Origin of the sequence: Nocardioides sp. (genome assembly GCF_050246775.1) — a bacterium.
Taxonomy (GTDB): domain Bacteria; phylum Actinomycetota; class Actinomycetes; order Propionibacteriales; family Nocardioidaceae; genus Nocardioides.
This window is the reverse complement of record NZ_JBFWVK010000001.1, coordinates 292,245-313,795: the sequence shown is the minus strand read 5'-3', so window position 1 is coordinate 313,795 and position 21,551 is coordinate 292,245. Positions and strand designations below refer to the sequence as shown.

Below are 21,551 nucleotides of genomic sequence, written 5' to 3'. Positions count from 1 at the left end.
CGGTGAGCGAGATCCAGGTCGACGTGGAGGGTCGCACGCTCAAGCTGAGCAACCTGGACAAGGTCCTCTATCCGCGCACCGGCACCACCAAGGGGGAGGTGCTCAACTACTACGCCCGGATCGCACCGGTGCTGCTGCCGCACCTCGCGGACCGGGCGGTGACCCGGATCCGGTGGCCGCACGGTGTGCAGGGGCAGTCGTTCTACGAGAAGAACGTGCCGGCCGGCTGCCCGCGCTGGGTGCGCACCGCCGACGTACCCACGACGGGGTCGCGGGCCGCCACCCACGACTCCGACCACCTGGTCTTCCCGATCATCGAGGACCTGGCCACCTTGACCTACCTGGTCAACCTGGCCAGTCTCGAGCTCCACGTGCACCAGTGGACGGTCACCAAGCAGGGCAAGCCGCGCAAGGCCAACCGGCTCGTGATCGACCTCGACCCGGGGGAGCCGGCGGGCCTGCACGAGTGCGCCCGGGTGGCGCTGCTGGTGCGCGACAAGCTGGCCGAGCGTGACCTGGCGAGCCTGCCGGTCACCAGCGGCAGCAAGGGGCTGCACCTCTACGCGCATCTGGGCTCCAGGATGGATCCGGAGGAGACCACGGCGATGGCCCGCGAGGTGGCCGAGGAGCTCCAGGCCGAGCACCCGACCCTGGTCACCGCGACGATGACCAAGTCGAAGCGCTCGGGCAAGGTCTTCCTGGACTGGTCGCAGAACTCCGGGAGCAAGACCACCATCTCGCCCTACTCGCTGCGAGGGCGCGAGAAGCCGTGGGTGGCCACCCCGCGCAGCTGGGCGGAGATCGAGGAGGGGGCCGAGGACGAGTTCGCGCTGGAGCACTGCCGGTTCGAGGAGGTGCTCGACCGGGTCGCGGACCTGGGGGACCTGTTCGCCGGCTGAGTCCGACACAATGGCCGCATGACCCTGCCACGCCCGATCGAGACCTGGCTGACCGACATGGACGGCGTCCTCGTGCACGAGGAGGACCCGATCGCCGGGGCCGCCGAGTTCGTGGAGAAGCTGAAGTCCTCCGGCCGACCGTTCCTGGTCCTGACGAACAACTCGATCTTCACCCCGCGCGACCTGCGGGCCAGGCTGCTGCGCAGCGGGATCGACGTACCGGAGGATGCCATCTGGACCTCGGCGCTGGCGACCGCCAAGTTCCTCGACGACCAGCGTCCGCACGGCTCGGCGTACGTCGTGGGGGAGGCCGGCCTCACGACCGCCCTGCACGACATCGGCTACGTGATGACCGACCACGACCCCGACTACGTGGTGCTCGGGGAGACCCGCACCTACTCGTTCGAGGCGATCACCCGCGCGATCCGGCTGGTGGACGACGGGGCGCGGTTCATCGCCACCAACCCCGACGCGAGCGGCCCGAGCCATCAGGGGAAGCTGCCCGCGACCGGTTCGGTGGCCGCCCTGATCAGCACGGCCACCGGACGACGGCCCTACTTCATCGGCAAGCCGAACCCCCTGATGATGCGCAGCGCGCTCAACCGGCTGGAGGCGCACTCGGAGACCACGGTGATGATCGGCGATCGGATGGACACCGACATCATCAGCGGCCTGGAGGCGGGACTGCGCACGGTGCTGGTCACCACCGGGTCGACGCGCCGTGAGCAGATCGAGACGTTCCCCTATCGACCGACCAAGGTGGTGGACTCGATCGCCGACCTCATCGACCTCATCGATGACACCTCGCTCTAGCGGGTCCGGTCTAGGGTGGGACGACCCTAGCGAGAGGCACGTCACATGAGCGATCTCCACGTCGTTGCGACCATCCCGGCGAAACCCGGGTCCGAGGCTGTCGTCAGGGACGCCCTGACGACCCTGGTGGCCGCGACCCGCGGGGAGGAGGGCTGCGTGGAGTACGACCTGTTCGAGTCGCTGTCGGCTCCGGGGACGTTCGTCATGGTCGAGTCGTGGCGCAGCCAGGCCGACCTCGACGCCCACATGGCCTCCGCGCACATCGCGGCCGCCATGGGCTCGACCGCCGACCACCTCGCGGGGGACATCGCGATCCACCCGTTGGCCCACGTCGGCTGAGGTCCTCGTGCTCCGCCTCGACGACCGGTGGATCTGCGTCCTGGTCGCGGATCCGGCGTACGCCGGGGCGCGGTAGCGTCGTCGCCATGAGTGACGAGGGGCAGATGAATCTGGAGGTCGGGCCCAGCGGCATCGGCTGCGCCGAGTGCGAGGCCGCCGGCGGCTGGTGGGTCCACCTGCGCCGCTGTGCGGCGTGCGGGCACGTCGGCTGCTGCGACACCTCCCCGGGCCAGCACGGCACGGCGCACTTCCAGGCGACCGGTCATCGGTTCATGCAGAGCTTCGAGCCGGGCGAGGACTGGTTCTGGGACTTCGAGGACAGCGTGGCGCTCGACGGCCCCGAGCTGGCGGAGCCGACCAGCCATCCCGCCGACCAGGGGGTGCCCGGCCCCAGGGCGCGGGTGCCGGCTGACTGGATGGAGCACGTGCACCGCTGAGTGGTGGGAGGATGAACCGGTGACGACCCCGCCGGCATCCCTGCGAGCCCTGATCGCCGCGACGGTCCTGGCGGTCCTGGCGGGCTGTTCGAACGACTCGTCGGATGCTGTGAGCCCCGTGCCGGGCAACCGCACCGAGCCGCAGGTGGTGTCCGAAGCCGCCAAGCCGGCCACGATCGTCGTGGCCATCTCGGTCGACGGGTTCAACCCCCGGTCTCTTGCCGTGCTGGGTGCGGCCAAGACGCCGGGCTTCCAGCGGCTGCGCAACCACGGGGCCACGACCCTGGGCGCCCGCACCGCGGTCGAGATCACCAAGACCCTGCCCAACCACACGGGGATGATGACCGGGCGCCGGATCCTGGGCCCCGACGGACACCACGTCACGTTCAACGAGGACAACGGCGCCACCCTGCGCAGCACGGCGGGGCACTACGTGGCCGGCATCTTCGACGTCGCCCACGACCGGGGCCGTTCGACGGCGCTCTACACCTCCAAGGACAAGTTCGGCTTCCTGGTGCGCTCCTGGGATGCCCGCCATGGGGCCCTCGACCGGGTGGGCGCAGACGACGGTCGCAACAAGCTGACCCGTTTCGACTTCGCGGACCCTGACGTCCTGGTGGCCGACCTCGTGGAGCAGCTGGTCAAGGACCCTGACGACCTGAGCTTCCTGCACCTGGCCCTCCCGGATGCGGCCGGTCACGACTACGGCTGGATGTCGCCTGAATACCTCGCCGCCGTCCGGCAGACCGACGCCCAGGTCCGCACGGTGCTCAGGACGATCGCGGGGGACCCGTGGCTCAAGGCGCACACGGTCGTGGTGTTGACCGCTGACCACGGCGGGCCGAAGGGCTCGTTCAGCCACAGCGTCCCGACGCTGCTGGCCGACTACCGGGTCCCGTTCATGGTGTGGGGGGCCGGGGTCGCCAAGGGGGTCGGCCTCTACGGTCTCAACCCGGCACGCAAGGCGCCTGGCTCCGGGCGGCCGTCGTACGCCGGGAGGCAGCCGATCCGCAACATCGACGTGGCCGGACTGGTGATGAAGCTGTTGGGGCTGCCGCAGGTGCCGGGTGGGACGCTGCCGCGGATGAAGCCGCTCAACGTCTCCTAGGTCTTCGCTCCTGGGTCTCCTGGGGGCTCAGGTCGCGGAGCGCTGGCGGGCGCGGTAGGCGCGGGTCTTGACCTTGTTGCCGCAGCCGTATTCGCACCAGTTGCGCGAGCGGTTCTTGGAGTGGTCGTAGTAGGCCCAGGCACAGTCGTCGGCGGCGCAGATCTTGAGACGCCACCACTGGTCGTCGACAGCAGCGGTGTGCGCTGCCAGGCCGATCGTCGCGAGCGCGCCGAGAACGCCGGTCGCGGTGCTCGTCAGGGTCGGTCCGGCCTCGGTCCAGGTCAGGGTGATCGGGAGCTCGGCGAGGACCGCGGCCAGGGCCGGGTCGGGGTCGGTCAGTCCCTCGTGGTTGCGTTCGAGGGCGCGCCGCAGGCCGGCGCGCAGGCGCAGGGCGAGTGCCCACTCGTCCTGCGTGGCTTCGCGCCGGGGGGAGAGCCGGCCCTCGGCGTGCAGCCAGTCGCTCAGGTCGGCCGGTGTCGTGAGGTCGTCCGCGCCGGTCTCGTGATCGGTCGTGTTGACGAAGTCCCGGACGACCGCGATAGCGGCCGGCACGTCGGGACGAGGGAGGTCGTCAGGGGCCATGTCACCAGTGTAACGGTTTTGGTGGTTGCATGAACTGCGACACCGCTGTAGCGTGATTGGTGGTGTTGCAGACGAGGCGTTCGGAGGTAGTGATGAGTCACTGGGGCTATGTGGTGGAGCAGTTCATCCGGATCGACGAGGAGTCGATCGAGCGGGAACGACGCCGGCAGCGGCGCCGTAGTCCACGCCGGGCTGGTCGCGGCACCGCGTACGAGATCACGTGTGCCAGGGCGGCGGGGATGTCGCGGAGCCTGGCGTGATCAGGGCCTCGGCGGTCGTGATCGATGTCAACGACCTGGCGGGCGAGACGGAGTTCTGGGCGGGTCTGCTGGGGTCGAGTCCTGTTCGGTCCGGCGCGGAGGACTGGCTGGACGTGGCACCGCTGGGTGGTGGACTCATGCTGAGCCTGCAGCTCGTGGGGGAGCGCAAGACCCACAAGAACCGGCTTCATCTCGATCTGGAGGTGGCGGACTTCGCGGCCACCCGGGACCTGGCCGTGCGGCTGGGGGCGCTGCCGGTCTCTGACGTCCACGAGCCGGGGCAGCCCTGGCAGGTCTTCGCCGACCCTGAGGGCAACGAGTTCTGTCTGATCAGCGTGGCGGCTGTGGAGCCGGACGATCTGCCCGTGGCGGTTGAGTAGGGGGCGTTCAGCCGTCGGGCGCGGTTGGGGCAGGGGGCCACTGCGAGCTTCGGTCCTGCCTGGTCAGGCTGCAGTCGGATCGTGCACCCACAAAGCAGACATTGGTCGGGTGTGGGGTTGAAGCTTTTCCCGTCACAGTCCTTGAGAATCCGTTCATGGAATCCCAAGCACGATAGGACTCGAGGCAACGGCTCTGAATGAGGCACGTCCATGAACCGACGCGGAGCCAATGAATATGGCGCCCGAACTCTCCGAAATGTTCCTTTTCCACCTCCGAGGTAATTGCGTCACACGTTGCGACGCCGTCACGTGCGAGGATCTCTAGGTCGCTCCCTCAGTTGTCCGAGATGGGCGCATGGCTTCCAGGGCGATCGCCAGAACGCCGTTGGCCATTCGCGCGGCGCAATTGCCGATTCCCATGACGATCTTGTCCCTGCGAATGCGGCCCCGAGGTGTGACCATTCTATGACAGCCGACCCCAGGGTTTTCGGCGTAATTGTTCGACCATGAAACCGCCATAACGGGAGATACCTGTCGCAACCGCCAGTCACATGGTCGGGTTGTCCACAGTTTCGGTTGCTCAGGTGTTTTCAGATCGCACTTCCTTGGTTTAGATGAGGCGCGGACCTCACGATTCGGGGAAGGGGACCCATGACCGCGACCTATGCGGAATCGCACGAAAGCCTGATCGAACAATTGGATGCCCGCGTGCGGGAGCAGGTGCGTCATGAGGGGGTTGACAGCAGGAGGCAGGGCTGGTTCGGCGGATCGCCGAAGGCGTGGTGCGGGACCACGACGAGCGCAGCCTGACCGGTGCGGTGGTGCCGGTCCCCGATCCGGCCACGATGGTCGGCGAACTGGTGGCCCGGGTGAGCGGTTTCGGGCCGCTCCAGGGCTTCCTTGACGACCCGACCATCGAGGAGAAGTGTACGTTCCCACAGCGTTCTCGCGGGATGAGGCACGAGCACCGTCCCAACATCGGCTAGCTTCAGCATCTCGGCGATTGGGGGACGATGAGCAACGGCGATGGGGTCGACGTATCCCAAGCTCTTGAGCCGGTCGACGGCCTCTGGATAACCCGTAGGCGCCGTCTCCAAGGTGCGTTGGCGCAGCGTGACGAGCTGTTCGCGGACCTCTACGGCCGTGCAATCGATGCCCTTGGAGAACAACCGCTGCGGCGTGGATCTTTGGTGATCGCGGGTCACTGCATCCGCGACCTAGTAAATGGACTTCCCGACGTCCTGACGGACGTCGAATCTGTTCCCGCCTACAGCGACATGACAACGCCCTCCCGCGACCTGTCAGACGCGTGGGCGAAGCATGAAGACATCCTTGGCTCCGGCGACCTGGAGGAAAGCTCCCCGGCTGGGGACGGCCCGGCGCCGGACGTCCGGGTGACCGTTCCGAGCGTGATCATGCGCGCCGCCAGGCGCGTGGTAGCAGCTAGTCGCGCGGCGGACCTCAATGCACGTCGACGCCACAGTGCCCTCGTGCTAGGGCGGGTGGAGGTCAGACAGGATCCGACCGTAAAGGTCTTCCGCGAGAGCGTCGCGGTCTTCGAGCGTCTGAGGCATCCCCAGCGCGGTCGGGAAGTGATCATCGCCGAAGACACGCTTCCGCGGCTACTGCGATCCTTGGAAATCATCGAAGGAGCTCTCGAAGGCCGCATGGGTAGCTTCTTCGCGACGGTCGAAGACCTAATGGACGTGCTCGGCGCTGCGAATGAGCGGGAGGTGGACGGTCAGTGACAGCCGATGACTTGTCGGGCTGGCGAGTGCCCGACGCAGACCTGGTTCAGACTGCTTTGTCGAGAATCGGGGACCAACAGCATCGACGTGTGTTCTTCGAGCGTCTGGAGAACCCTCAGTGGGTCACGGCCCTCGACGTCCAGCACGTATTCGACTCTCCGCCAGACACGGTCGTCGACGCTGCCGGACGCGAGGTGTGGACACCTTGGCCCGAGGGCGAGTACCTCGTGAGAATGGCGCCACTCGCGCCCGGGGCGGTCAGTCGAATCTTGAGCCGCGTGACCGAGAGCGCTAACCCATACGTCCATGACTTGGTGCTCCAGGCGGCGCTCGCGCTTCCACCGGACGAGGCGCGAGCGCTCGTGCCTGCCATTGATGGGTATCTGACCGCTGGCACGCTGCGAAACGGCGAACAGGTCGTGACCCTGGTTGAGGGGCTCGCGACCGCGAGGCTTCGAAAGCCCGCCGTCCGTCTCGCCCAGGCTGCTTTTCGACCCAGGTCGGTCGATGTACCGGACGGTGTAGACCGGCCCCTTCGACGGACCGTGACAGCCGGTTTGGAGCGGTACTGGTACGAAGAGCTCCTACCCAGGGTCGCGGAGGCACTTGACCCCGTGTTGGGTGACGGCGTGCTAACGATGCTTGCAGCGTGGCTGGAGACGTTCCAGGAGGTCTCGGGGGAGTACAACGTCGAGACCGGCAACGATCTGAGCTTTGTCTGGCGTCCGGCCATCGGCGATCACTCGCAGAACAACCGCTACCATGAGCTCGGTGACCCTCTCGTGGAAGCCGTGCGCAATCGAGCGTTGGCCGACATAGCACGTGGGCGTCCCGTGGCCGAGGTCCTGGCGACCTTGGAAAGGTCCGGGCAGCCGCTCCTTCGGCGGATCGCGATGCATGTGCTGGCTCGCACTGCGCCGGAATCAGAGGCTGCCCGCGAGGACGGCCTCCAGCGTCTTATGGAGCCGACGCTCATGGATGACACGGCCTATCGACACGAGTATGCGGAGCTCGGTCGGGCTGTCGTTCCGCTCCTTACGCCCGCGGAGCTGGAGGGCTGGGAGGCACTCGCGTTAGACGGCCCGCCCGTGAGCAGTGAGGCGGTCAAAGAGCGGGCCCAGCGCCGCCTGCAGCCTGACGAGAACTTGGACGAAGTTGTTGAGCGCTATCGGGAGGTGTGGCAGCTCAACTTGCTCAGTGGGATTGGGGCCGAGCTCTTGCCCGGACGGGCGGCCGCACGCCTGGGTGACCTTGTAACCAAGTACGGAGAGCCGGAACATCCGGAATTTCCTAGCTACATGAGCTCATGGTCAGGCCCCAACAGCCCTGTGACACAGGAGGACCTGGCCGAGAGAGACGTTTCTGACATTCGAGCGTTTCTGAGCACGTGGGCACCCGAGGGCGACGAGCCGTGGGGTCCATCCGTTGAGGGGCTTGCTCGCACACTGCAGGGCGTGGTCGCGAGTCGACCACAGGAGTTTTCTGCGGCGGCCCCGGACTTTGCCGACCTCGACCCGACCTACGCCCGAGCCTTCTTCTCGGGTCTAGCGGATGCAGTGACGGCCGGAGCCAACATCGATTGGCCGTCCGTGATCGATGCTGCTCGGCTGGTTTCGCTGAACAGCGACGACGGGGCGGACTTCGATGGGGGGATGGACCAGGACGTTGTCTGGCGCTTCGCGCAGAGGAGTATCGCGGCGCTCGTGGAGCAGGGTTCCACGGGAGACGTCGAGAACGGTCTCCCAGCCGAACTCTTGTTGCGTGCGGTTGATGCCATCGCACCTCTTGCCCACCATCCCGATCCAACCCCTGAGCACGAGGAGCAGTACGGCGGTTCCAACATGGACCCGCTCACCTTCTCCCTGAACACGACGCGTCCGGCTGCCGTGCGTGCGCTAGCTCGCGTCATGAGCCGCGCGAAGGAGCTTGAGGAGCGCGAAGGTGCTGCTGATTATTCTCGGTCGGCAATTGCTGCGGCTCTTCCGCTTCTCGACGACCGGCTGCGTCCAGACCGGGATGAGAGCCTGGCGACCGCGGCTGCCTTCGGCGAGGCCCTGGGGCGATTGATCTGGGTGGATCGTGAGTGGACCGTGGATCGCGCAGGGGAGCTGCTCACCGACGACGCGTGGGGTGACGTTGTCCTTTCCGTAGCGCTCTCCACCTATCGACCCTCACGTGCCATTGTCGAAGTGGTCGGGCCAGCCGCTCGCCGGGTGATTGCGCGCGTGGCCGCCGGAGGCACTGCGGTTCCTGGGTGGCGCACCGATCGCTCGCCGGTTGAGCTTATCGGTGACGCTCTTGTGCTTCTCCGGATTCAAGGAGTCATCGAGCCGAACGACTCTCTGCTGACCTACTTCTTCGCAACGGCGCCTGTTCGCTCGCGAACCAGGGTCCTCGGTCATCTCGGTTGGCTGCTCATGCAATCTGATGACGTTCCAGGTGAATTTCTCGACCGAGCGCGGGAGCTCTGGGAGAGCCGCGCTCAGGCAGTTGAAGCGGGCCAGACGAGAATCGATGAGCTCGCTGACTTCTACTGGTGGGTCCGCTCGGACAAGTTCGACCGTTCCTGGTGGCTGCCTCGTCTGTTGCAGGCGCTGGCGTCCGACGAGTTCGACGCAAAGGGAATGCTCGGAGAGGTCCTGGAAGAAGCCGCACCTAGCGCGCCGGGGCCAGTGGCCGAGATTCTTGAACGTCTGCTCACCAAACGTGGGGAGCAGCCCTTCGCCCGATACGACCTTGTGGAGCATGCCCCAGCGGTTGTCGCCGAGGCTCTGGACAGTGCGGACTCTGAGGTGAGAGCTACCGGGGAGCGGATCATGGACCTCCTCGGTAGAGGGGGTCATCTGCGGATCGCCGAGCTGGTCGAGCAGCGAAGGTCCCGTCGGGGAGCCACCGACTGATGGGGCCTAACTCGACCATCGACGGCGATCTCTATGCCCGTACATAGTCCGAGGCGCTATGCCGTACCGGACGCAATACACGCCCCCGGGGGGAGGAGGTCCCCAGGGGAGTGTCACCAGGTTGCGAGTCGCGATTTGCCGGCCAGTGCCGGCCTGCCCACATAGCATCAGTGCACTCGTATCAACTTGCAAAGGGGAACCTGTGTCGGCCTTCTCGGACAAACTCACTCAGTCGATGTCAACGATCATGATGACGCCTTGGGACGTGGACGAGGAGGACGAGGTCCCGAAGACGGCGGAGGTCAAACTGTCCGACGGCGCGGTCCGGGTGGAAGCGGCGTACTTGTATGCCGACCTAGGGGAGTCGACCCTCCTGCAAAAGCGCTACAAGAACACCTTCGCCGCCAAGGTCATTCGAATGTTTCTGAACGGGTCCAGTCAGATCATTCGTGAGAACCACGGCCAAATCAAAAGCTTCGACGGCGACCGCGTCATGGGTGTGTTCGTGGGCGGGAGTAAGCGGAACAACGCTGCCAACGCAGCGTTGAAGATCAACTGGTTGGTTAGCCAGTCCATCAATCCCATTGTCGCCAAACGGCTGGACGATACCAAGACCGATGCAAAGTGGACGGTCAGTCATGGGGTCGGCGTCGATGTTGGCGAAGCGTTCATTGCTCGTGCCGGGGTGCGCAACTCAAAGGGAGAGACAACGCACAACGACCTGATATCTATCGGGCGCGCGCCGAACGTCGCGGCCAAACTGAGTGCTGTTCGCAACCTGCACAAGGGTCCCTCGATCATCACCTCAGACGTCTATGACTACCTGAAGGATGCGCAGAAACTCGGGGGCGCGGACAAAGAGCCGATGTGGACAGGTCCGCATAGGAAGTCCGTCGGTCCCTACACGATGAGTCTTTATGCCAGCACGTGGTGGAGGCAGCCATGACGGATCCGGTGGAGCAAGCGTGGAAGATTCACGCCGCTCAGGTTGATTGGACGGGCAAGGTTGATGCGAAAGCCTCGTTCGCGTTCGCCATCGAATCAGCCGCGCTCGGCGCCACTGTCGCGCTGAGCGCAAGTGGGCGGCTTTTCGCCGAGGTAGATGGGCGTCTGTCGAGCGTTCTCTACTGGCTCGGGTTAGCCGCGCTCTTCGTGGGGGCTGCCTGCGCTCTTCTCGTAGTGCTCCCGCGCCTTCGTGGGGCTGAGACGACGACACGCGAGGCTGGAGACAACTTTATTTACTTCGGGCATCTACGGCATTGGGACCCCCGGGACCTCGCCAAGAAACTCGAAGAGGGTGCGATCCTTGACGTCCTCTCCCGACAGTGCGTCACGATGGCGGGAATCGCCTGGCGAAAGCACCGTCTAGTGCAGGCCGCCATGATTGTTGGGGCCTCAGGGATCGCCCTCCTCGTGGTTTGCGGAATTCTTATCACAACCTAGTTTCAATGCGCCTGACTGAGGCGGACGGTCCTACGCGGACAGGGGCGCCCGCCCCGGCAAGTGTGTCAAGAGCGACGGACCTTCGCCAGGGCGTCCTGGATGCGGGCCTCTGCGCGGGCGCAGGCTGCGATCCGGATCAACGCGGAGACGCGGGCGAAGTTGTGGCGCGTGGACGCCTCGGAGGTCACGTTGTTCAATGAGGCATTCTCTCTCGATGCCCCGAAGGCAGGAGCTTCACGGCTCCGGCTGGCGTCGGACGACGGCGGTAAGACATATCAGAACCTGCACCGGGGTGCCCGGGCCTTCGCAGACGGGCTCTACACCGCGATCCGCAACCCAGGCATGCACAAGCCACAGGAGAGCCACGGTGGCGAGGAGCGACTCGCACTGGAGCAGTTGGCTGCGTTCAGCCTCCTCGCCCGTTGGGTCGATCAAGCAGACGTGGAACTAGTCTGAGCGGGGATGTCGCTGCGTGGCACTAGCGTGGCCACATGGTTGTCGCTGCCTTCGTAGGCTCGCTCGTCGCGCTGGGACTTGTCCTGTCTTTCTGCCCTCATGCGAACACGCAGGCAAACGCTGCCAAGAGCGCCGGACCTCAGAGCGCGACTTCCGGCGCTCAACGTGACCTTGAAGGAGAAAGTCTCTAGTCCGGAGACGACAGCCCTGTTCTACGTGGAGAACTGCGGTACCGAAGACTTGGATTCGGTCGTCGTGTTCCGTCCGGTCACACTAGATCTGGATGCGCGGCCGAGTGGTGAGAACGAACTCCGCTGGCTCGGGACCCTCAATAGCGTGGCGCAAAATCGACACATTGGCTATTGCAGTTCCCTTGTCTCAGAACCCCGCATCTCCGTGTGGGGTTCTTCCAGTTGAGGGACGGCCGGGCGACGCCACTGTCTCAACTCTGGTCCGGCAACGCTGATCGATTTGGCAAGGATCCAGACTGCCCCTGACAGCGCAACGACGCATACAACCCAAGCGGGAGCGTCACTAAGGTCGATCGGCCACACGACGCGCGCTCCTCACTTGGGATCGACAAAGTAACCGGACTGTCCGGTGTCAGTTAGATGGACTATGACCCCCACCGCGGGGGGTGAGTCAAGCAATGCTTGCGTAGGCATGCAGAGACCGTTTGAGGTACTAAACGCTGTCTAAGCTCCGAGGCATCTGGTGCACCTGCATCCTACCGCGCAGCGCTGCCGCTCGTCTTGCGATCATGAGGGGCTGCACGCGTCATTGGGCCCCTGACCTGCGGAAACGCGTCAGTGCGGCAGTGAACACAGATGCAATATTAGATGCATTGGTCATCAAGGGTCCAAGGGACTCTCTCGTCAATGATGCTTTACGCAAGGCACTTCTGAACTTATCTATCAATCCTTATGGTAACGAGTGGCGGCGCATTCTAGTCGATGCGAAGAAGATGCACACTCCTGCTTGCCACATCTGCAGACAGCCGATCGACTTGAGGCTGACTGGTCGCGATCCCAAAGGGTGGAGCCTCGACCACTTTGACCCGTGTCTGCCGTTGGCGCAGCAGTCCCCAACATTCAGCGAGTGCGCCCGGCCCACATGGGGTGTAACAGCAGGCGCGGTAATGGGCCGATGCGGGTTAGTCCGCGATCCAGGGTGTGGTGACATTGGGAAAGGCGCGGGGTCCTATGACTGCTCCGCGCGTCCCAAAACCGCGAGGGAATCGAACCCTCGACCTCCCCATTCTTAGGGGGCGCTCTCCCCTGAGCTAGCGGCCCAACGCGCAGAAGCGTAGCGGGCGTTCAGGCTTCGCGTTGAGGTACATCGCCTTGCTCCAGCGCGCAACCGCCAACGGTGCAGTGCGCCTTGACGATTGCCCAGCCACAGGCTGGGACTGCTCGGCCACGTAGATCGGCTTGTCGACCACCTCGACCCCGCCGCCACAGTGTGGGCAGGTCTCGGCTCGCATCGCATAACTCATGTCGGTCAGTCCTCAACCTTGTGCGCACCCGTGTAGATCCAGAACGGGAGCCAATGCTCACCGTCTCGCTTCTCGATTCGGACCGCATCCCGCATCCCCTACGCTCGCACCCCACTCGATGCCTGACTCGCCCTCGGACAATGTCACATTGCCGATCTCGATCCCGTCCTTGTCTAGTGCTCGGTACTGAGCTATGCCGTCCCCTCGGGTCTAGTGCGATTCGATGCACTGGATGGTCCCAGTTCTTTGGCTCCCTGCCCATCGACCTTGCCTACCGAAAAACGCGGTGACGCTTGATACGTTGGCTGTCGCCCCAGCGGCGGAATCAGATAGTGCGCACAGACTCGCTACCTAGGTACCGGCGACTGTCCTAACCATGTCGGAAGATGGGGTCCGCACTCCGAGGAGCGAGGACCCCATGCACTGCACGAGGATTGAGGTCAAGGGCTACAAGCGCCTGGCCGACACAAGCACGAGCCTGCATCGGCCCCTGACGGCAGTTGTTGGTCTCAACGAAGCCGGCAAATCGAGTCTGCTGCAGGCGTTGCGTTGGCTCTCATCAGGCGGCTCGCTTCCCACCACCGCGTACAACAGGTCGCGTCCACCAGCGCCGGGAACCAAGGTAGTTAGGGCTCACTTTGCTCTGAGTGACGATGACCTCGAACTGATTGCCGACATACCGAGTGATGTACAGCCCACATCGCTGGTTGCGTGGCGACAGACAGACGGGGGCCAAGGCTATGAGTTGGTGCCGGGACCGCGACGTCCACGAAGGCCATTTGACAGGGCAGCCTCTCAGCTAGCCACCACGATGAATCGGTTCGCTGGCGCGACCGCCGCTGCGGCAGACGACGAGGACGAAGAAGCAGGGCCAGAGGACTGGGCAGACCTGCTAGGACGTGCGCTCGCTGAACCGGACGAGGCTTGGGATGACGAGGACAAGGGGGCCTTGCTCAGCCTCGCGACGTGGCTAGATGAAGTCCCATCGGGTCGGACAACCCTTCCTCGGAATCCACGCTTGGCCGGGTTGCTCCGTGAGGTCCATGCCAGCGTCAGTGCCGACCATCCATATGACGCTGCCGGGAGCGTGCTGTGGCAGCGAGTGCCCAGATTCGTCCTGTTCGAGGACGATAACCGAGTCCTTGAATCGGTCCATGAGCTTTCGGACGAGGACGTGCGGACTAATCCAGCCCTGGCGCTCCGAGACTTGCTGCTCATCGCTGAGTTGGACCTAGACGCCCTCTGGACGCACATCCAAAACGAAGACAGCTCGAACCGAGCAACCGCTTTGGAACGAGGCAATGACAAGCTCCTAACCTTCTTCTCTCAGGCTTGGAACCAGTCCAACATCGCTGTTCGGCTCAATGTCCACGGCACCCGGCTGGAAGTGTTGGTCAAGGAACTTGACGACTCGGGCGACGTCACGAACATCGATGAGCGAAGTGATGGTCTTCGGACGTTCGTGGCTCTGGCTGCCTTCGTCGCGTCAGGTGGCTACAGGGTGCCGCCAATCCTGCTTATCGATGAAGCCGAGACGCACCTACACCTCAACGCACAGGCTGACCTGGTCGCGGTGCTTCTCAAGAGCCTGGACGCCACGCAGGTCATCTACACCACGCACTCGCCAGGCTGTTTGCCATCTGACCTCGGGACCTCCATACGGCTGATGTCGCGTGACCCTGAACATGGAGACGCAAGCTTGCTCAAACACGACTTCTGGACCAACAACGAACCGGGCTTCTCGCCAATCCTCTTCGCCATGGGAGCCGAAGCAGCAGCGTTCTCGATGTGTCGCAATGCGGTGCTGGGCGAGGGCCCTACCGACATGATTTTGCTGCCATCCCTCATTAGGCTGGCCGTGAATGTCGATGACTTGCCTTATCAGATTGCCCCAGGGCTGGCGACCGTCAGTCCGAAGGCGCTCGTTGCCGGTGACATCGCGACAAACCTGCTGTATCTCGCGGATGGCGATGCAGAAGGCCACGGCTATGTGAGCAAGCTCAGAGAGCGAGAGGTGGCGCGAGAGCGCATCTTCACCCTTCCCAAGGGAAAGGCACCTGAGGACCTTGTCCTGCGCAGCCAATACGTTGACGCGGTCAACGGGCTTCTAGACGCGATGGGCCAGACCCAGCGCGTGTCGGCGAGTGACTTGGCGGGCAAAACGACTGTCGCCAAGGCACTCGTGGACTGGGGAGCCTCCAATAAGGTTCGGCTGCCATCGAAGGTTGACGTGGCGTACGCTCTTCTGGAACGAGGAAGAAACTTGGAGTTGACGCGGTCGGGAAGCCAGGCGCTGGTCCGGTTGCACCAGCAACTGATAACGGCCTTTGCAGTTCGCAGGCCTTAGCCCAGCCTTAGCGGCACTCACTTCGTCGGCGAGCGCCATGTACAGCGTCTGACGTCTCGCGCCCAGGTCTCTGGCGACTACTGCCTTGGGAACACCGTCCGCGACTCGCTGACGGGCTGCTCAATCTGGTCGGTCGTGAGGGCAGGCTTCCGACCCCTGTAGCTGCCCCTGGCCTTGGCGATTGCGATGCCTTCGGCTTGACGTTCGCGGATGCGCGAACGCTCGAACTAGGCGAATGCGCCCATGACGGACAGCAGGAGCTTTGACATTGCAGAGTCTTCACCAGTGAAGGTCAGCCCCTCCTTGATGAACTCCACTCGTACGCCCTTGATGCTGAGGGTCTCGACCAGTCGGCGAAGATCGTCGAGGTTCCGAGCCAGACAGTCCAGGCTCGCAACGCGCACGGTGTCACCCTCGCGGACGTAGGCCAGCATCTCGGTCAGGGCCGGGCGGTCACTGCTCTTGCCGCTCATCTTGACGTCACTGACCACCGGCCGACGTGGGACGTCGCGTCCGCATCCCCATCAACCGACGCAGCGCCTCCCACCAGAACGGCGCCCCGAAGAGCAACGCCACCATCGTCAGACCCATCCCCACGACATGACCCGGGTCGCGCACCTGGCGGCCCCACACCGACCAGTTCCACCTCACCTGGGCGTCAGCGCCCGTAGGGGAGAACCGCACCAACGAGGTGTCGAACGCATCCGCCAACGCCGGGTTCCCGATCACCGCCGAGAAACACTTCACCGTGTCGCTCTCCCCGATCTCCGTGCACACCGACCTGAGCGCCGTGTCGTCTGCGCTCGACGCTGCCGCCACGATCTGCTCACGCTTCGCCTGGTCGTCCAACAACGAACCCGCGAAAGCCGTCGCATCGAAACCCACGAACAGCGTGACGAACACCGCGAACGACGCGATCACCCACCGCGTGTGGCGTCGATACACCGCCGTCAACCGGTTCATCTCCGAGTCGAACCACGACTCGACACCGTCGCGGACCCGGTCGCGATCCCCACCAGCCCCCGCGACGATCGCCTTCAACGGCGCGAAGAACGGGCTCTTCGCCCGCTCCAACCCTGCCAGCAGGTCCTCCACCCTGCCGTCGTACGACCCGTCGACCACCTCCATGACCGCCAACGCCAACCGCTTCGGCGGCACCTGGTTGATCGTGGTGCGCCGGGCCCGGTCGGCCGAGAAGCCCAGTTTTCGGCTGCCGAAGTCGATCCCACTGATCCGGTCGTGCAACGCAGCCGTCAGCTGCGCCGGCTCAGCAGCACGCGGCTCGGGCACCGTCGGGAACTCACGAAGGCTGGGACGACGGTCCCGGCTCGGCAACAACGAGAACCCCACGATGTCCAGCACGCCGCTCGGCGTCCGACTCCGCTCGCCGGGCCGGTCCAGCAGATCCTCCAACGAGGCCCACAGGAACTTGGCCCGGACACCGAGGATGCGCACCATCAGTTCGTTGAGGCCACTGACCAGCAGCGAGAGCAGGAAGAACGCGAGCGCGAGACCGATGGCGAGGTCGATGTAGGCAGAGTTCATGGTGGCTCCTGAGGCTCCGTTCGACGTTAGCGGCACCTAGCGGTGCGGCGTAAGGCCCGGATCGTGGGTCGGTCCTATGCGGCAGTGCGCCCGGTGCGCTTGAATTCGGGCATGGTTGCTCCCCACGACGTGCAGGCCCGGGCCGCACGCCACCTGGCCGGACTCAGTGCGGGGCGCCAACAGAGCTTCGCGCTCCGCCTCGACCGGTGGTGGGAGGACCTCTACACCGCCCTCGCCGCCACCCACTCCCAGCCCGACGCCGTCGCCCTACGCCTCGTGGAGAGCGCGGCAGCGGCGTACGCCGCCCGGTCCGAGGACCTGCACCGCCTCGACGAGCAGCGCCTGCTCACCCCCGACTGGCTCCAGCAGCCGCGCATGTTCGGCTACGCCGCCTACACCGAGCGCTTCGCCGAGGACCTCGCCGGCATCACCGACCGCCTCGACTACCTCGAGGACCTGGGCGTCACCTACCTCCACCTGATGCCGTTGCTGCAACCGCGCCCCGGCGACAACGACGGCGGCTACGCCGTGGCGGACTACCGCACCGTGCGACCCGACCTCGGCACCACCGACGACCTGCGCGAGCTCACCGCCACGCTGCGCGAGAAGGGCATCAGCCTGGTCATCGACCTCGTGCTCAACCACGTCGCGCGCGAGCACGACTGGGCCGCCAAGGCGCGCGCCGGCGATCCCACCTACCGCGACTACTTCCTGATCCACCCCGACCGCACGCTGCCCGACGCCTACGAGGCCACGCTGCCGGAGGTCTTCCCCGACTTCGCCCCCGGCAACTTCACCTGGGACGAGGAGACCCAGGGGTGGGTGTGGACCACCTTCAACGAGTGGCAGTGGGACCTCAACTGGGCCAACCCCGACGTCCTGGTCGAGTTCGCCGACATCATCCTGTTCCTGGCCAACCTCGGCGTCGAGGTGCTGCGACTCGACGCCATCGCCTTCATCTGGAAGCGCCTGGGCACCAACTGCCAGAACCAGCCCGAGGTGCACGCCATCACCCAGGTGCTACGCACCGTCGCCCGGATCGCCGCCCCCGCCCTGGTCTTCAAGGCCGAGGCGATCGTCGGCCCGCGCGACCTGGTGCAGTACCTCGGACTCGGCGCGCACGCGGGACGGGTCAGCGACCTGGCCTACCACAACAGCCTGATGGTGCAGATCTGGTCGATGCTGGCCACCCACAACACGGTGCTGGCCCGCCAGGCCCTGGGCGCCCTCCCACCCACCCCCACCACCGGCACGTGGATCACCTACCTGCGCTGTCACGACGACATCGGCTGGGCCATCGACGACGGCGACGCGGCCGCCGTCGGCCTCAACGGCTACGACCACCGCCGCTTCCTCGCCGACTGGTACGACGGGGACTTCCCCGGCTCGTGGGCCGACGGACTGGTCTTCCAGTTCAACCCCGACACCGGCGACAAACGGATCAGTGGCACCGCGGCCTCCCTCATCGGACTGGCCCACCCGTCTGCGGCGGGCCTCGCCCGGATGTTCCTCGCGCACGCCATCGTCGTGGGCTGGGGCGGGGTGCCGGTGATCTGGAGCGGCGACGAACTGGCCCAGCCCAACGACCCCTTCTGGCGCGACGAACCCGGCCACGAGGACGACAACCGCTGGGCCCACCGCCCGCGCCTGGACCGGGACCGCGCCGATCAGCGCGCCGACCTCGACACCGTGGCCGGCAAGGTCTTCCAAGGGATCGCCCACCTGGCCCGGGTGCGCGCCCGTCTGCCGCAGCTGCACGCCTCGGCCTCCAGCGAGGTCCTGCCCGACACCGACGACGGTGTCCTCGCCGTCGTCCGCCGCCACGCCAGCGGCACCCTGGTCGGCCTCTACAACGTCACCCCCGAGGCCCGGGCCTTCCCCCTGCACCGCCTGCACGAGCTCGGACTCGACGCGCCGTACGACGCGATCGGGGCCCACCAGATCACCGCCGGCGCCGACGGCCTGATCTGGTTGCCCGCGTACGCCGCCTGGTGGGTCGTCGAGGCCTGATCTCCGTTCCGGCCCGCGAGTGCGGCACCGGCGTTAGGGTGGATCATCGACCCGAGGGAGTGACATGACCCGTGTGATCTCAGGCCTCGTCGGGATCCTTGCCGCTGGAATGGTGACCGCGACCCTGTCCGCGATCCCGGCCAGCGCCAGCCGACCGCCGCTGGCGCGCAGCGCCGCCACCTATGCCCAAGCCGCCTTCGACGCCACCAACGCCGCCCGCGGCCGCCACGACCGACGGGCCTTGAAGAAGGGCGCCTGCCTGCAGCGCTACGCCGTGCGACAGGCCACCCGTCAGGCCCGACAGGACCGGATGTTCCACCAGGACCTCGGCGCCATCCAGCGTGCCTGCAACATGGGCTGGGTGGGGGAGAACGTCGCGGTCGGCTACCCATCGGGTCGCTCGCTGGTGAACCAGGGATGGATGAGGTCCTCGGGCCACCGGGCCAACATCCTCAACCGGCACTTCACCCTGATGGGCCTCGCGGCGCGGCAGAGCGCCGATGGCCGGTGGTACGCCGCGCAGGTGTTCGGCCGTCGGATGTGAGTGCTGCGGGGAGCCGGGTTTCGACACCCCTTCGCGCGGCCCGTAACCTTGCTCCTTGTGGCAGGCCCCGATTTCGATCACGACATCAAGCAGCTCCAGGCGACGATGCACACCATCGAGCAGGTGCTCGATCTCGACTCCATGCGCGTCGAGATCGCCGACCTCGGCGAGCAGGTGGCCGCCCCCGACCTCTGGGACGACCAGGAGAACGCCACCCGGGTGACCGGGCGGCTCTCGCTGCTCCAAGGTGAGGTCGACCGCTTCACCGCGCTCTCGGGTCGCATCGACGACCTCGAGATCATGGTCGAGCTCAGCCAGGAGGAGGGCGACTCCGAGGCCCTCGCCGACGCCGAGCGCGAGCTGGGCCGGATCAAGAAGGCCGTGGAGTCCCTCGAGATCCGCACCCTGCTCTCAGGTGAGTACGACGTCCGCGACGCCCTGATCACCATCCGCTCCGGCGCCGGCGGCGTCGACGCCGCCGACTTCGCCGAGATGCTGATGCGGATGTACATCCGCTGGGCCGAGCAGCACAAGTACGCCGTCGAGGTCTTCGACACCTCCTACGCCGAGGAGGCCGGGCTCAAGTCGGCCACCTTCGCCATCAAGGCGCCGTACGCCTACGGCACCCTGAGCGTCGAGGCCGGCACCCACCGCCTGGTGCGGATCAGCCCCTTCGACAACCAGGGCCGCCGCCAGACCAGCTTCGCCGCCGTCGAGGTGGTGCCGGTGCTCGAGCAGACCGACGAGATCGACATCCCCGACGAGGACATCCGCACCGACGTCTACCGCTCCGGCGGACCCGGTGGCCAGTCGGTCAACACCACCGACTCCGCGGTCCGCCTCACCCACATCCCCACCGGGACCGTGGTCAGCTGCCAGAACGAGAAGAGCCAGTTGCAGAACAAGGCCAGCGCCATGGTGGTGCTCAAGGCCAAGCTGCTGGCCCTCAAGAAGGCCGAGGAGAAGGCCCACCTCGACGGCATGCGCGGGGACGTCCAGGCATCGTGGGGCGACCAGATGCGCAACTACGTGCTCAACCCCTACCAGATCGTGAAGGACCTGCGGACCTCCTACGAGTCCGGCAACCCCTCCGCCGTGTTCGACGGCGACCTCGACGGCTTCATCGAGGCCGGCATCCGCTGGCGTCGGGGCACCGACAGCGCCAACTGACGCTCACGTGCCGGCGATCAGGTCGTGCACGAAGCACAGCTTCTCGATGACCGGGCGGCTGAGCACGAACGGGTACAGGTCGTCGTTGCCCATGCTGCGGCTCATCGCGTTGAGGGCATAGCTGATCGGCAGCCACCGGTCCACGATCTCCTGCCCGTTGCCCAGGGAGGCGACCTCGTCGACCGGCTCCGCCTCCAGCACCCCGGCCCGGGCGACCGGGAGGCCCGGACCCTCCACGCTCACGCCGTACGCCGCGGCCGACTGCAGGGTGTCGGTGATGTGCAGGTAGTGCGCGAACGTCTCGGCCCAGTCCTCGAACGGGTGCGCGGTCGCATATTCGCTCACGAAGCTGGTGCGCCAGTCGGGCGGGGCTCCCTGCTCGTAGTGCCGGGCGAGGGCCTCGCCGTAGTCGGCGCTCGGGTCGCCGAAGAGCTCGACGTAGCGCTCACTGCTGGCCGCCTGCGCGACCCACGGACGATGGCCCGACACCGTCGAGGACCAGCCCGACTGCGGCGACATCCCGTCGACGAGCACCTGCTGGTAGTAGTGCCCCGTCTCGTGGCGCAGGTGGCCCAGCATCGTGCGGTAGGCCTCGCCCATCTGCACCCGCATGGCCTCACGGTGGGGATCCTCACCCTCAGCCAGGTCGATGGTCACGACCCCGTCGGCGTGCCCGGTGATGACCTTCTCGCGGGCGCTGGAGAGCAGGTCGAAGGCCAGCCCGTGCGGGTCGTCGTCGGCGGCGACCACCGGGAGGTTGAGGTCCACCAGCTGGTAGATGAGGCGCCGCTTCTCCGCCTCGGTCCGGGCGTACGACGCCATGCCGGCCAGGTCGTCATCGGCCGGCCGGGTCCGGGTCAGCCGGCAGGACAGGCACAGGCCGCCCGGCTCGGTGACCAGCCAGCTGCACCCGGCGACGGTCAGGTTGGCGCACGGCACCAACGAGCCGTCGCGGGGCACGGCGAGCACGTCGAGCTGCGGCAGGAAGAACCCCTGAGGGGTGCCACAGGTGACGCACACGGAGTTCTCGAAGATCAGCAGGCTGCCACAGACGCTGCAGGAGAAGGTGCGCATG

22 protein-coding genes and 1 tRNA gene are annotated in these 21,551 nt (G+C 66.0%); 18 read left to right on the top strand and 5 right to left on the bottom strand.

From position 1 onward, the window contains the following. The first annotated feature begins 2 nt into the window (after positions 1–2). From ligD to AB7I40_RS01545, 5 genes are all read left to right on the top strand, one after another. Entirely contained in the window at positions 3–899 is an 897-nt protein-coding gene (gene ligD, locus AB7I40_RS01565) for a non-homologous end-joining DNA ligase (protein WP_428346684.1), read from the top strand. A gap of 18 nt (positions 900–917) precedes the next feature. Beyond that, positions 918–1,712: an HAD-IIA family hydrolase gene (locus tag AB7I40_RS01560; protein ID WP_428346685.1), complete on the top strand. Its 795-nt coding sequence runs from the start codon at positions 918–920 to the stop codon at positions 1,710–1,712. 45 nt (positions 1,713–1,757) lie between these two features. Next, complete coding sequence (locus AB7I40_RS01555) at positions 1,758–2,051, top strand: putative quinol monooxygenase (RefSeq protein WP_428346686.1); 294 nt, start codon at positions 1,758–1,760, stop codon at positions 2,049–2,051. A gap of 86 nt (positions 2,052–2,137) precedes the next feature. Then, entirely contained in the window at positions 2,138–2,488 is a 351-nt protein-coding gene (locus AB7I40_RS01550) for a UBP-type zinc finger domain-containing protein (RefSeq protein ID WP_428346687.1), read from the top strand. A 19-nt stretch (positions 2,489–2,507) separates the two neighbouring features. Beyond that, the gene (locus AB7I40_RS01545; protein ID WP_428346688.1) at positions 2,508–3,596 is read left to right on the top strand and encodes an alkaline phosphatase family protein; all 1,089 of its coding nucleotides are present in this window, start codon (positions 2,508–2,510) and stop codon (positions 3,594–3,596) included. A 27-nt stretch (positions 3,597–3,623) separates the two neighbouring features. On the opposite strand, the gene AB7I40_RS01540 is transcribed toward AB7I40_RS01545, so the two are convergent. Beyond that, on the bottom strand, positions 3,624–4,178 hold the full coding sequence (locus tag AB7I40_RS01540) for a CGNR zinc finger domain-containing protein (RefSeq protein WP_428346689.1): 555 nt from the start codon (positions 4,176–4,178) through the stop codon (positions 3,624–3,626). Positions 4,179–4,270: 92 nt separating this feature from the next. On the opposite strand from AB7I40_RS01540, the gene AB7I40_RS01535 reads away from it, so the two are divergent. The 9 genes from AB7I40_RS01535 (at position 4,271) to AB7I40_RS01495 (ending at position 11,365) form a co-directional block, all read left to right on the top strand. Continuing rightward, complete coding sequence (locus tag AB7I40_RS01535; protein WP_428346690.1) at positions 4,271–4,438, top strand: hypothetical protein; 168 nt, start codon at positions 4,271–4,273, stop codon at positions 4,436–4,438. Then, positions 4,435–4,818: a VOC family protein gene (locus tag AB7I40_RS01530; RefSeq protein ID WP_428346691.1), complete on the top strand. Its 384-nt coding sequence runs from the start codon at positions 4,435–4,437 to the stop codon at positions 4,816–4,818. Before AB7I40_RS01535 ends, AB7I40_RS01530 begins: the two co-directional genes overlap by 4 nt. Before the next feature lie 651 nt (positions 4,819–5,469). After that, positions 5,470–5,628, top strand: coding sequence for a hypothetical protein (locus AB7I40_RS01525; protein ID WP_428346692.1), 159 nt, complete (start codon positions 5,470–5,472; stop codon positions 5,626–5,628). Beyond that, on the top strand, positions 5,598–5,804 hold the full coding sequence (locus tag AB7I40_RS01520; protein ID WP_428347910.1) for a hypothetical protein: 207 nt from the start codon (positions 5,598–5,600) through the stop codon (positions 5,802–5,804). The genes AB7I40_RS01525 and AB7I40_RS01520 overlap by 31 nt, the downstream gene beginning before the upstream one ends. A gap of 27 nt (positions 5,805–5,831) precedes the next feature. Continuing rightward, the gene (locus tag AB7I40_RS01515) at positions 5,832–6,566 is read left to right on the top strand and encodes a hypothetical protein (protein WP_428346694.1); all 735 of its coding nucleotides are present in this window, start codon (positions 5,832–5,834) and stop codon (positions 6,564–6,566) included. Between the two features lie 89 nt (positions 6,567–6,655). Next, on the top strand, positions 6,656–9,466 hold the full coding sequence (locus AB7I40_RS01510; RefSeq protein ID WP_428346695.1) for a hypothetical protein: 2,811 nt from the start codon (positions 6,656–6,658) through the stop codon (positions 9,464–9,466). Between the two features lie 202 nt (positions 9,467–9,668). Beyond that, complete coding sequence (locus AB7I40_RS01505; RefSeq protein WP_428346696.1) at positions 9,669–10,412, top strand: hypothetical protein; 744 nt, start codon at positions 9,669–9,671, stop codon at positions 10,410–10,412. Next, positions 10,409–10,909, top strand: coding sequence for a Pycsar system effector family protein (locus AB7I40_RS01500; RefSeq protein ID WP_428346698.1), 501 nt, complete (start codon positions 10,409–10,411; stop codon positions 10,907–10,909). The genes AB7I40_RS01505 and AB7I40_RS01500 overlap by 4 nt, the downstream gene beginning before the upstream one ends. 99 nt (positions 10,910–11,008) lie before the next feature. Continuing rightward, positions 11,009–11,365, top strand: a complete 357-nt coding sequence (locus tag AB7I40_RS01495; RefSeq protein WP_428346699.1) for a TIGR02391 family protein — start codon at positions 11,009–11,011, stop codon at positions 11,363–11,365. A gap of 1,222 nt (positions 11,366–12,587) precedes the next feature. Here AB7I40_RS01495 and AB7I40_RS01490 read toward each other — a convergent pair. Further along, positions 12,588–12,657, bottom strand: a tRNA-Ser gene (locus AB7I40_RS01490). Between the two features lie 621 nt (positions 12,658–13,278). Here AB7I40_RS01490 and AB7I40_RS01485 point away from each other — a divergent pair. Continuing rightward, complete coding sequence (locus AB7I40_RS01485; protein WP_428346700.1) at positions 13,279–15,207, top strand: AAA family ATPase; 1,929 nt, start codon at positions 13,279–13,281, stop codon at positions 15,205–15,207. 227 nt (positions 15,208–15,434) lie between these two features. Here AB7I40_RS01485 and AB7I40_RS01480 read toward each other — a convergent pair whose 3' ends face one another. Next, the gene (locus tag AB7I40_RS01480; RefSeq protein WP_428346701.1) at positions 15,435–15,680 is read right to left on the bottom strand and encodes a recombinase family protein; all 246 of its coding nucleotides are present in this window, start codon (positions 15,678–15,680) and stop codon (positions 15,435–15,437) included. 7 nt (positions 15,681–15,687) lie between these two features. Further along, positions 15,688–16,752, bottom strand: coding sequence for a hypothetical protein (locus AB7I40_RS01475; protein ID WP_428346702.1), 1,065 nt, complete (start codon positions 16,750–16,752; stop codon positions 15,688–15,690). Between the two features lie 111 nt (positions 16,753–16,863). On the opposite strand from AB7I40_RS01475, the gene AB7I40_RS01470 reads away from it, so the two are divergent. The 3 genes from AB7I40_RS01470 (at position 16,864) to prfB (ending at position 20,476) form a co-directional block, all read left to right on the top strand. Further along, a complete protein-coding gene (locus tag AB7I40_RS01470) occupies positions 16,864–18,762 on the top strand; it encodes an alpha-amylase family protein (protein ID WP_428346703.1) in 1,899 nt (632 codons plus the stop codon). Positions 18,763–18,826: 64 nt separating this feature from the next. Beyond that, a complete protein-coding gene (locus AB7I40_RS01465; RefSeq protein WP_428346704.1) occupies positions 18,827–19,306 on the top strand; it encodes a CAP domain-containing protein in 480 nt (159 codons plus the stop codon). A 57-nt stretch (positions 19,307–19,363) separates the two neighbouring features. Beyond that, positions 19,364–20,476: a peptide chain release factor 2 gene (prfB, locus tag AB7I40_RS01460; protein ID WP_428346705.1), complete on the top strand. Its 1,113-nt coding sequence runs from the start codon at positions 19,364–19,366 to the stop codon at positions 20,474–20,476. A gap of 3 nt (positions 20,477–20,479) precedes the next feature. Here the strand turns inward: prfB and AB7I40_RS01455 are convergent, their stop codons facing one another. Further along, entirely contained in the window at positions 20,480–21,550 is a 1,071-nt protein-coding gene (locus AB7I40_RS01455; protein WP_428346706.1) for a zinc-binding metallopeptidase family protein, read from the bottom strand. Position 21,551 lies beyond the last annotated feature (1 nt).

What these genes read in the sequence shown, in the direction of transcription:
- AB7I40_RS01525 (WP_428346692.1), top strand. Translation starts at nt 5,470, where the DNA reads ATGACCGCGACCTATGCGGAATCGCACGAAAGCCTGATCGAACAATTG.
- AB7I40_RS01475 (WP_428346702.1), bottom strand. Translation starts at nt 16,752, where the DNA reads ATGAACTCTGCCTACATCGACCTCGCCATCGGTCTCGCGCTCGCGTTC.
- AB7I40_RS01560 (WP_428346685.1), top strand. Translation starts at nt 918, where the DNA reads ATGACCCTGCCACGCCCGATCGAGACCTGGCTGACCGACATGGACGGC.
- AB7I40_RS01470 (WP_428346703.1), top strand. Translation starts at nt 16,864, where the DNA reads ATGGTTGCTCCCCACGACGTGCAGGCCCGGGCCGCACGCCACCTGGCC.
- AB7I40_RS01540 (WP_428346689.1), bottom strand. Translation starts at nt 4,178, where the DNA reads ATGGCCCCTGACGACCTCCCTCGTCCCGACGTGCCGGCCGCTATCGCG.
- AB7I40_RS01535 (WP_428346690.1), top strand. Translation starts at nt 4,271, where the DNA reads ATGAGTCACTGGGGCTATGTGGTGGAGCAGTTCATCCGGATCGACGAG.
- AB7I40_RS01550 (WP_428346687.1), top strand. Translation starts at nt 2,138, where the DNA reads ATGAGTGACGAGGGGCAGATGAATCTGGAGGTCGGGCCCAGCGGCATC.
- AB7I40_RS01485 (WP_428346700.1), top strand. Translation starts at nt 13,279, where the DNA reads ATGCACTGCACGAGGATTGAGGTCAAGGGCTACAAGCGCCTGGCCGAC.
- AB7I40_RS01495 (WP_428346699.1), top strand. Translation starts at nt 11,009, where the DNA reads ATGCGGGCCTCTGCGCGGGCGCAGGCTGCGATCCGGATCAACGCGGAG.
- AB7I40_RS01555 (WP_428346686.1), top strand. Translation starts at nt 1,758, where the DNA reads ATGAGCGATCTCCACGTCGTTGCGACCATCCCGGCGAAACCCGGGTCC.
- AB7I40_RS01480 (WP_428346701.1), bottom strand. Translation starts at nt 15,680, where the DNA reads ATGAGCGGCAAGAGCAGTGACCGCCCGGCCCTGACCGAGATGCTGGCC.
- AB7I40_RS01515 (WP_428346694.1), top strand. Translation starts at nt 5,832, where the DNA reads ATGAGCAACGGCGATGGGGTCGACGTATCCCAAGCTCTTGAGCCGGTC.
- AB7I40_RS01500 (WP_428346698.1), top strand. Translation starts at nt 10,409, where the DNA reads ATGACGGATCCGGTGGAGCAAGCGTGGAAGATTCACGCCGCTCAGGTT.
- AB7I40_RS01455 (WP_428346706.1), bottom strand. Translation starts at nt 21,550, where the DNA reads ATGCGCACCTTCTCCTGCAGCGTCTGTGGCAGCCTGCTGATCTTCGAG.
- AB7I40_RS01465 (WP_428346704.1), top strand. Translation starts at nt 18,827, where the DNA reads ATGACCCGTGTGATCTCAGGCCTCGTCGGGATCCTTGCCGCTGGAATG.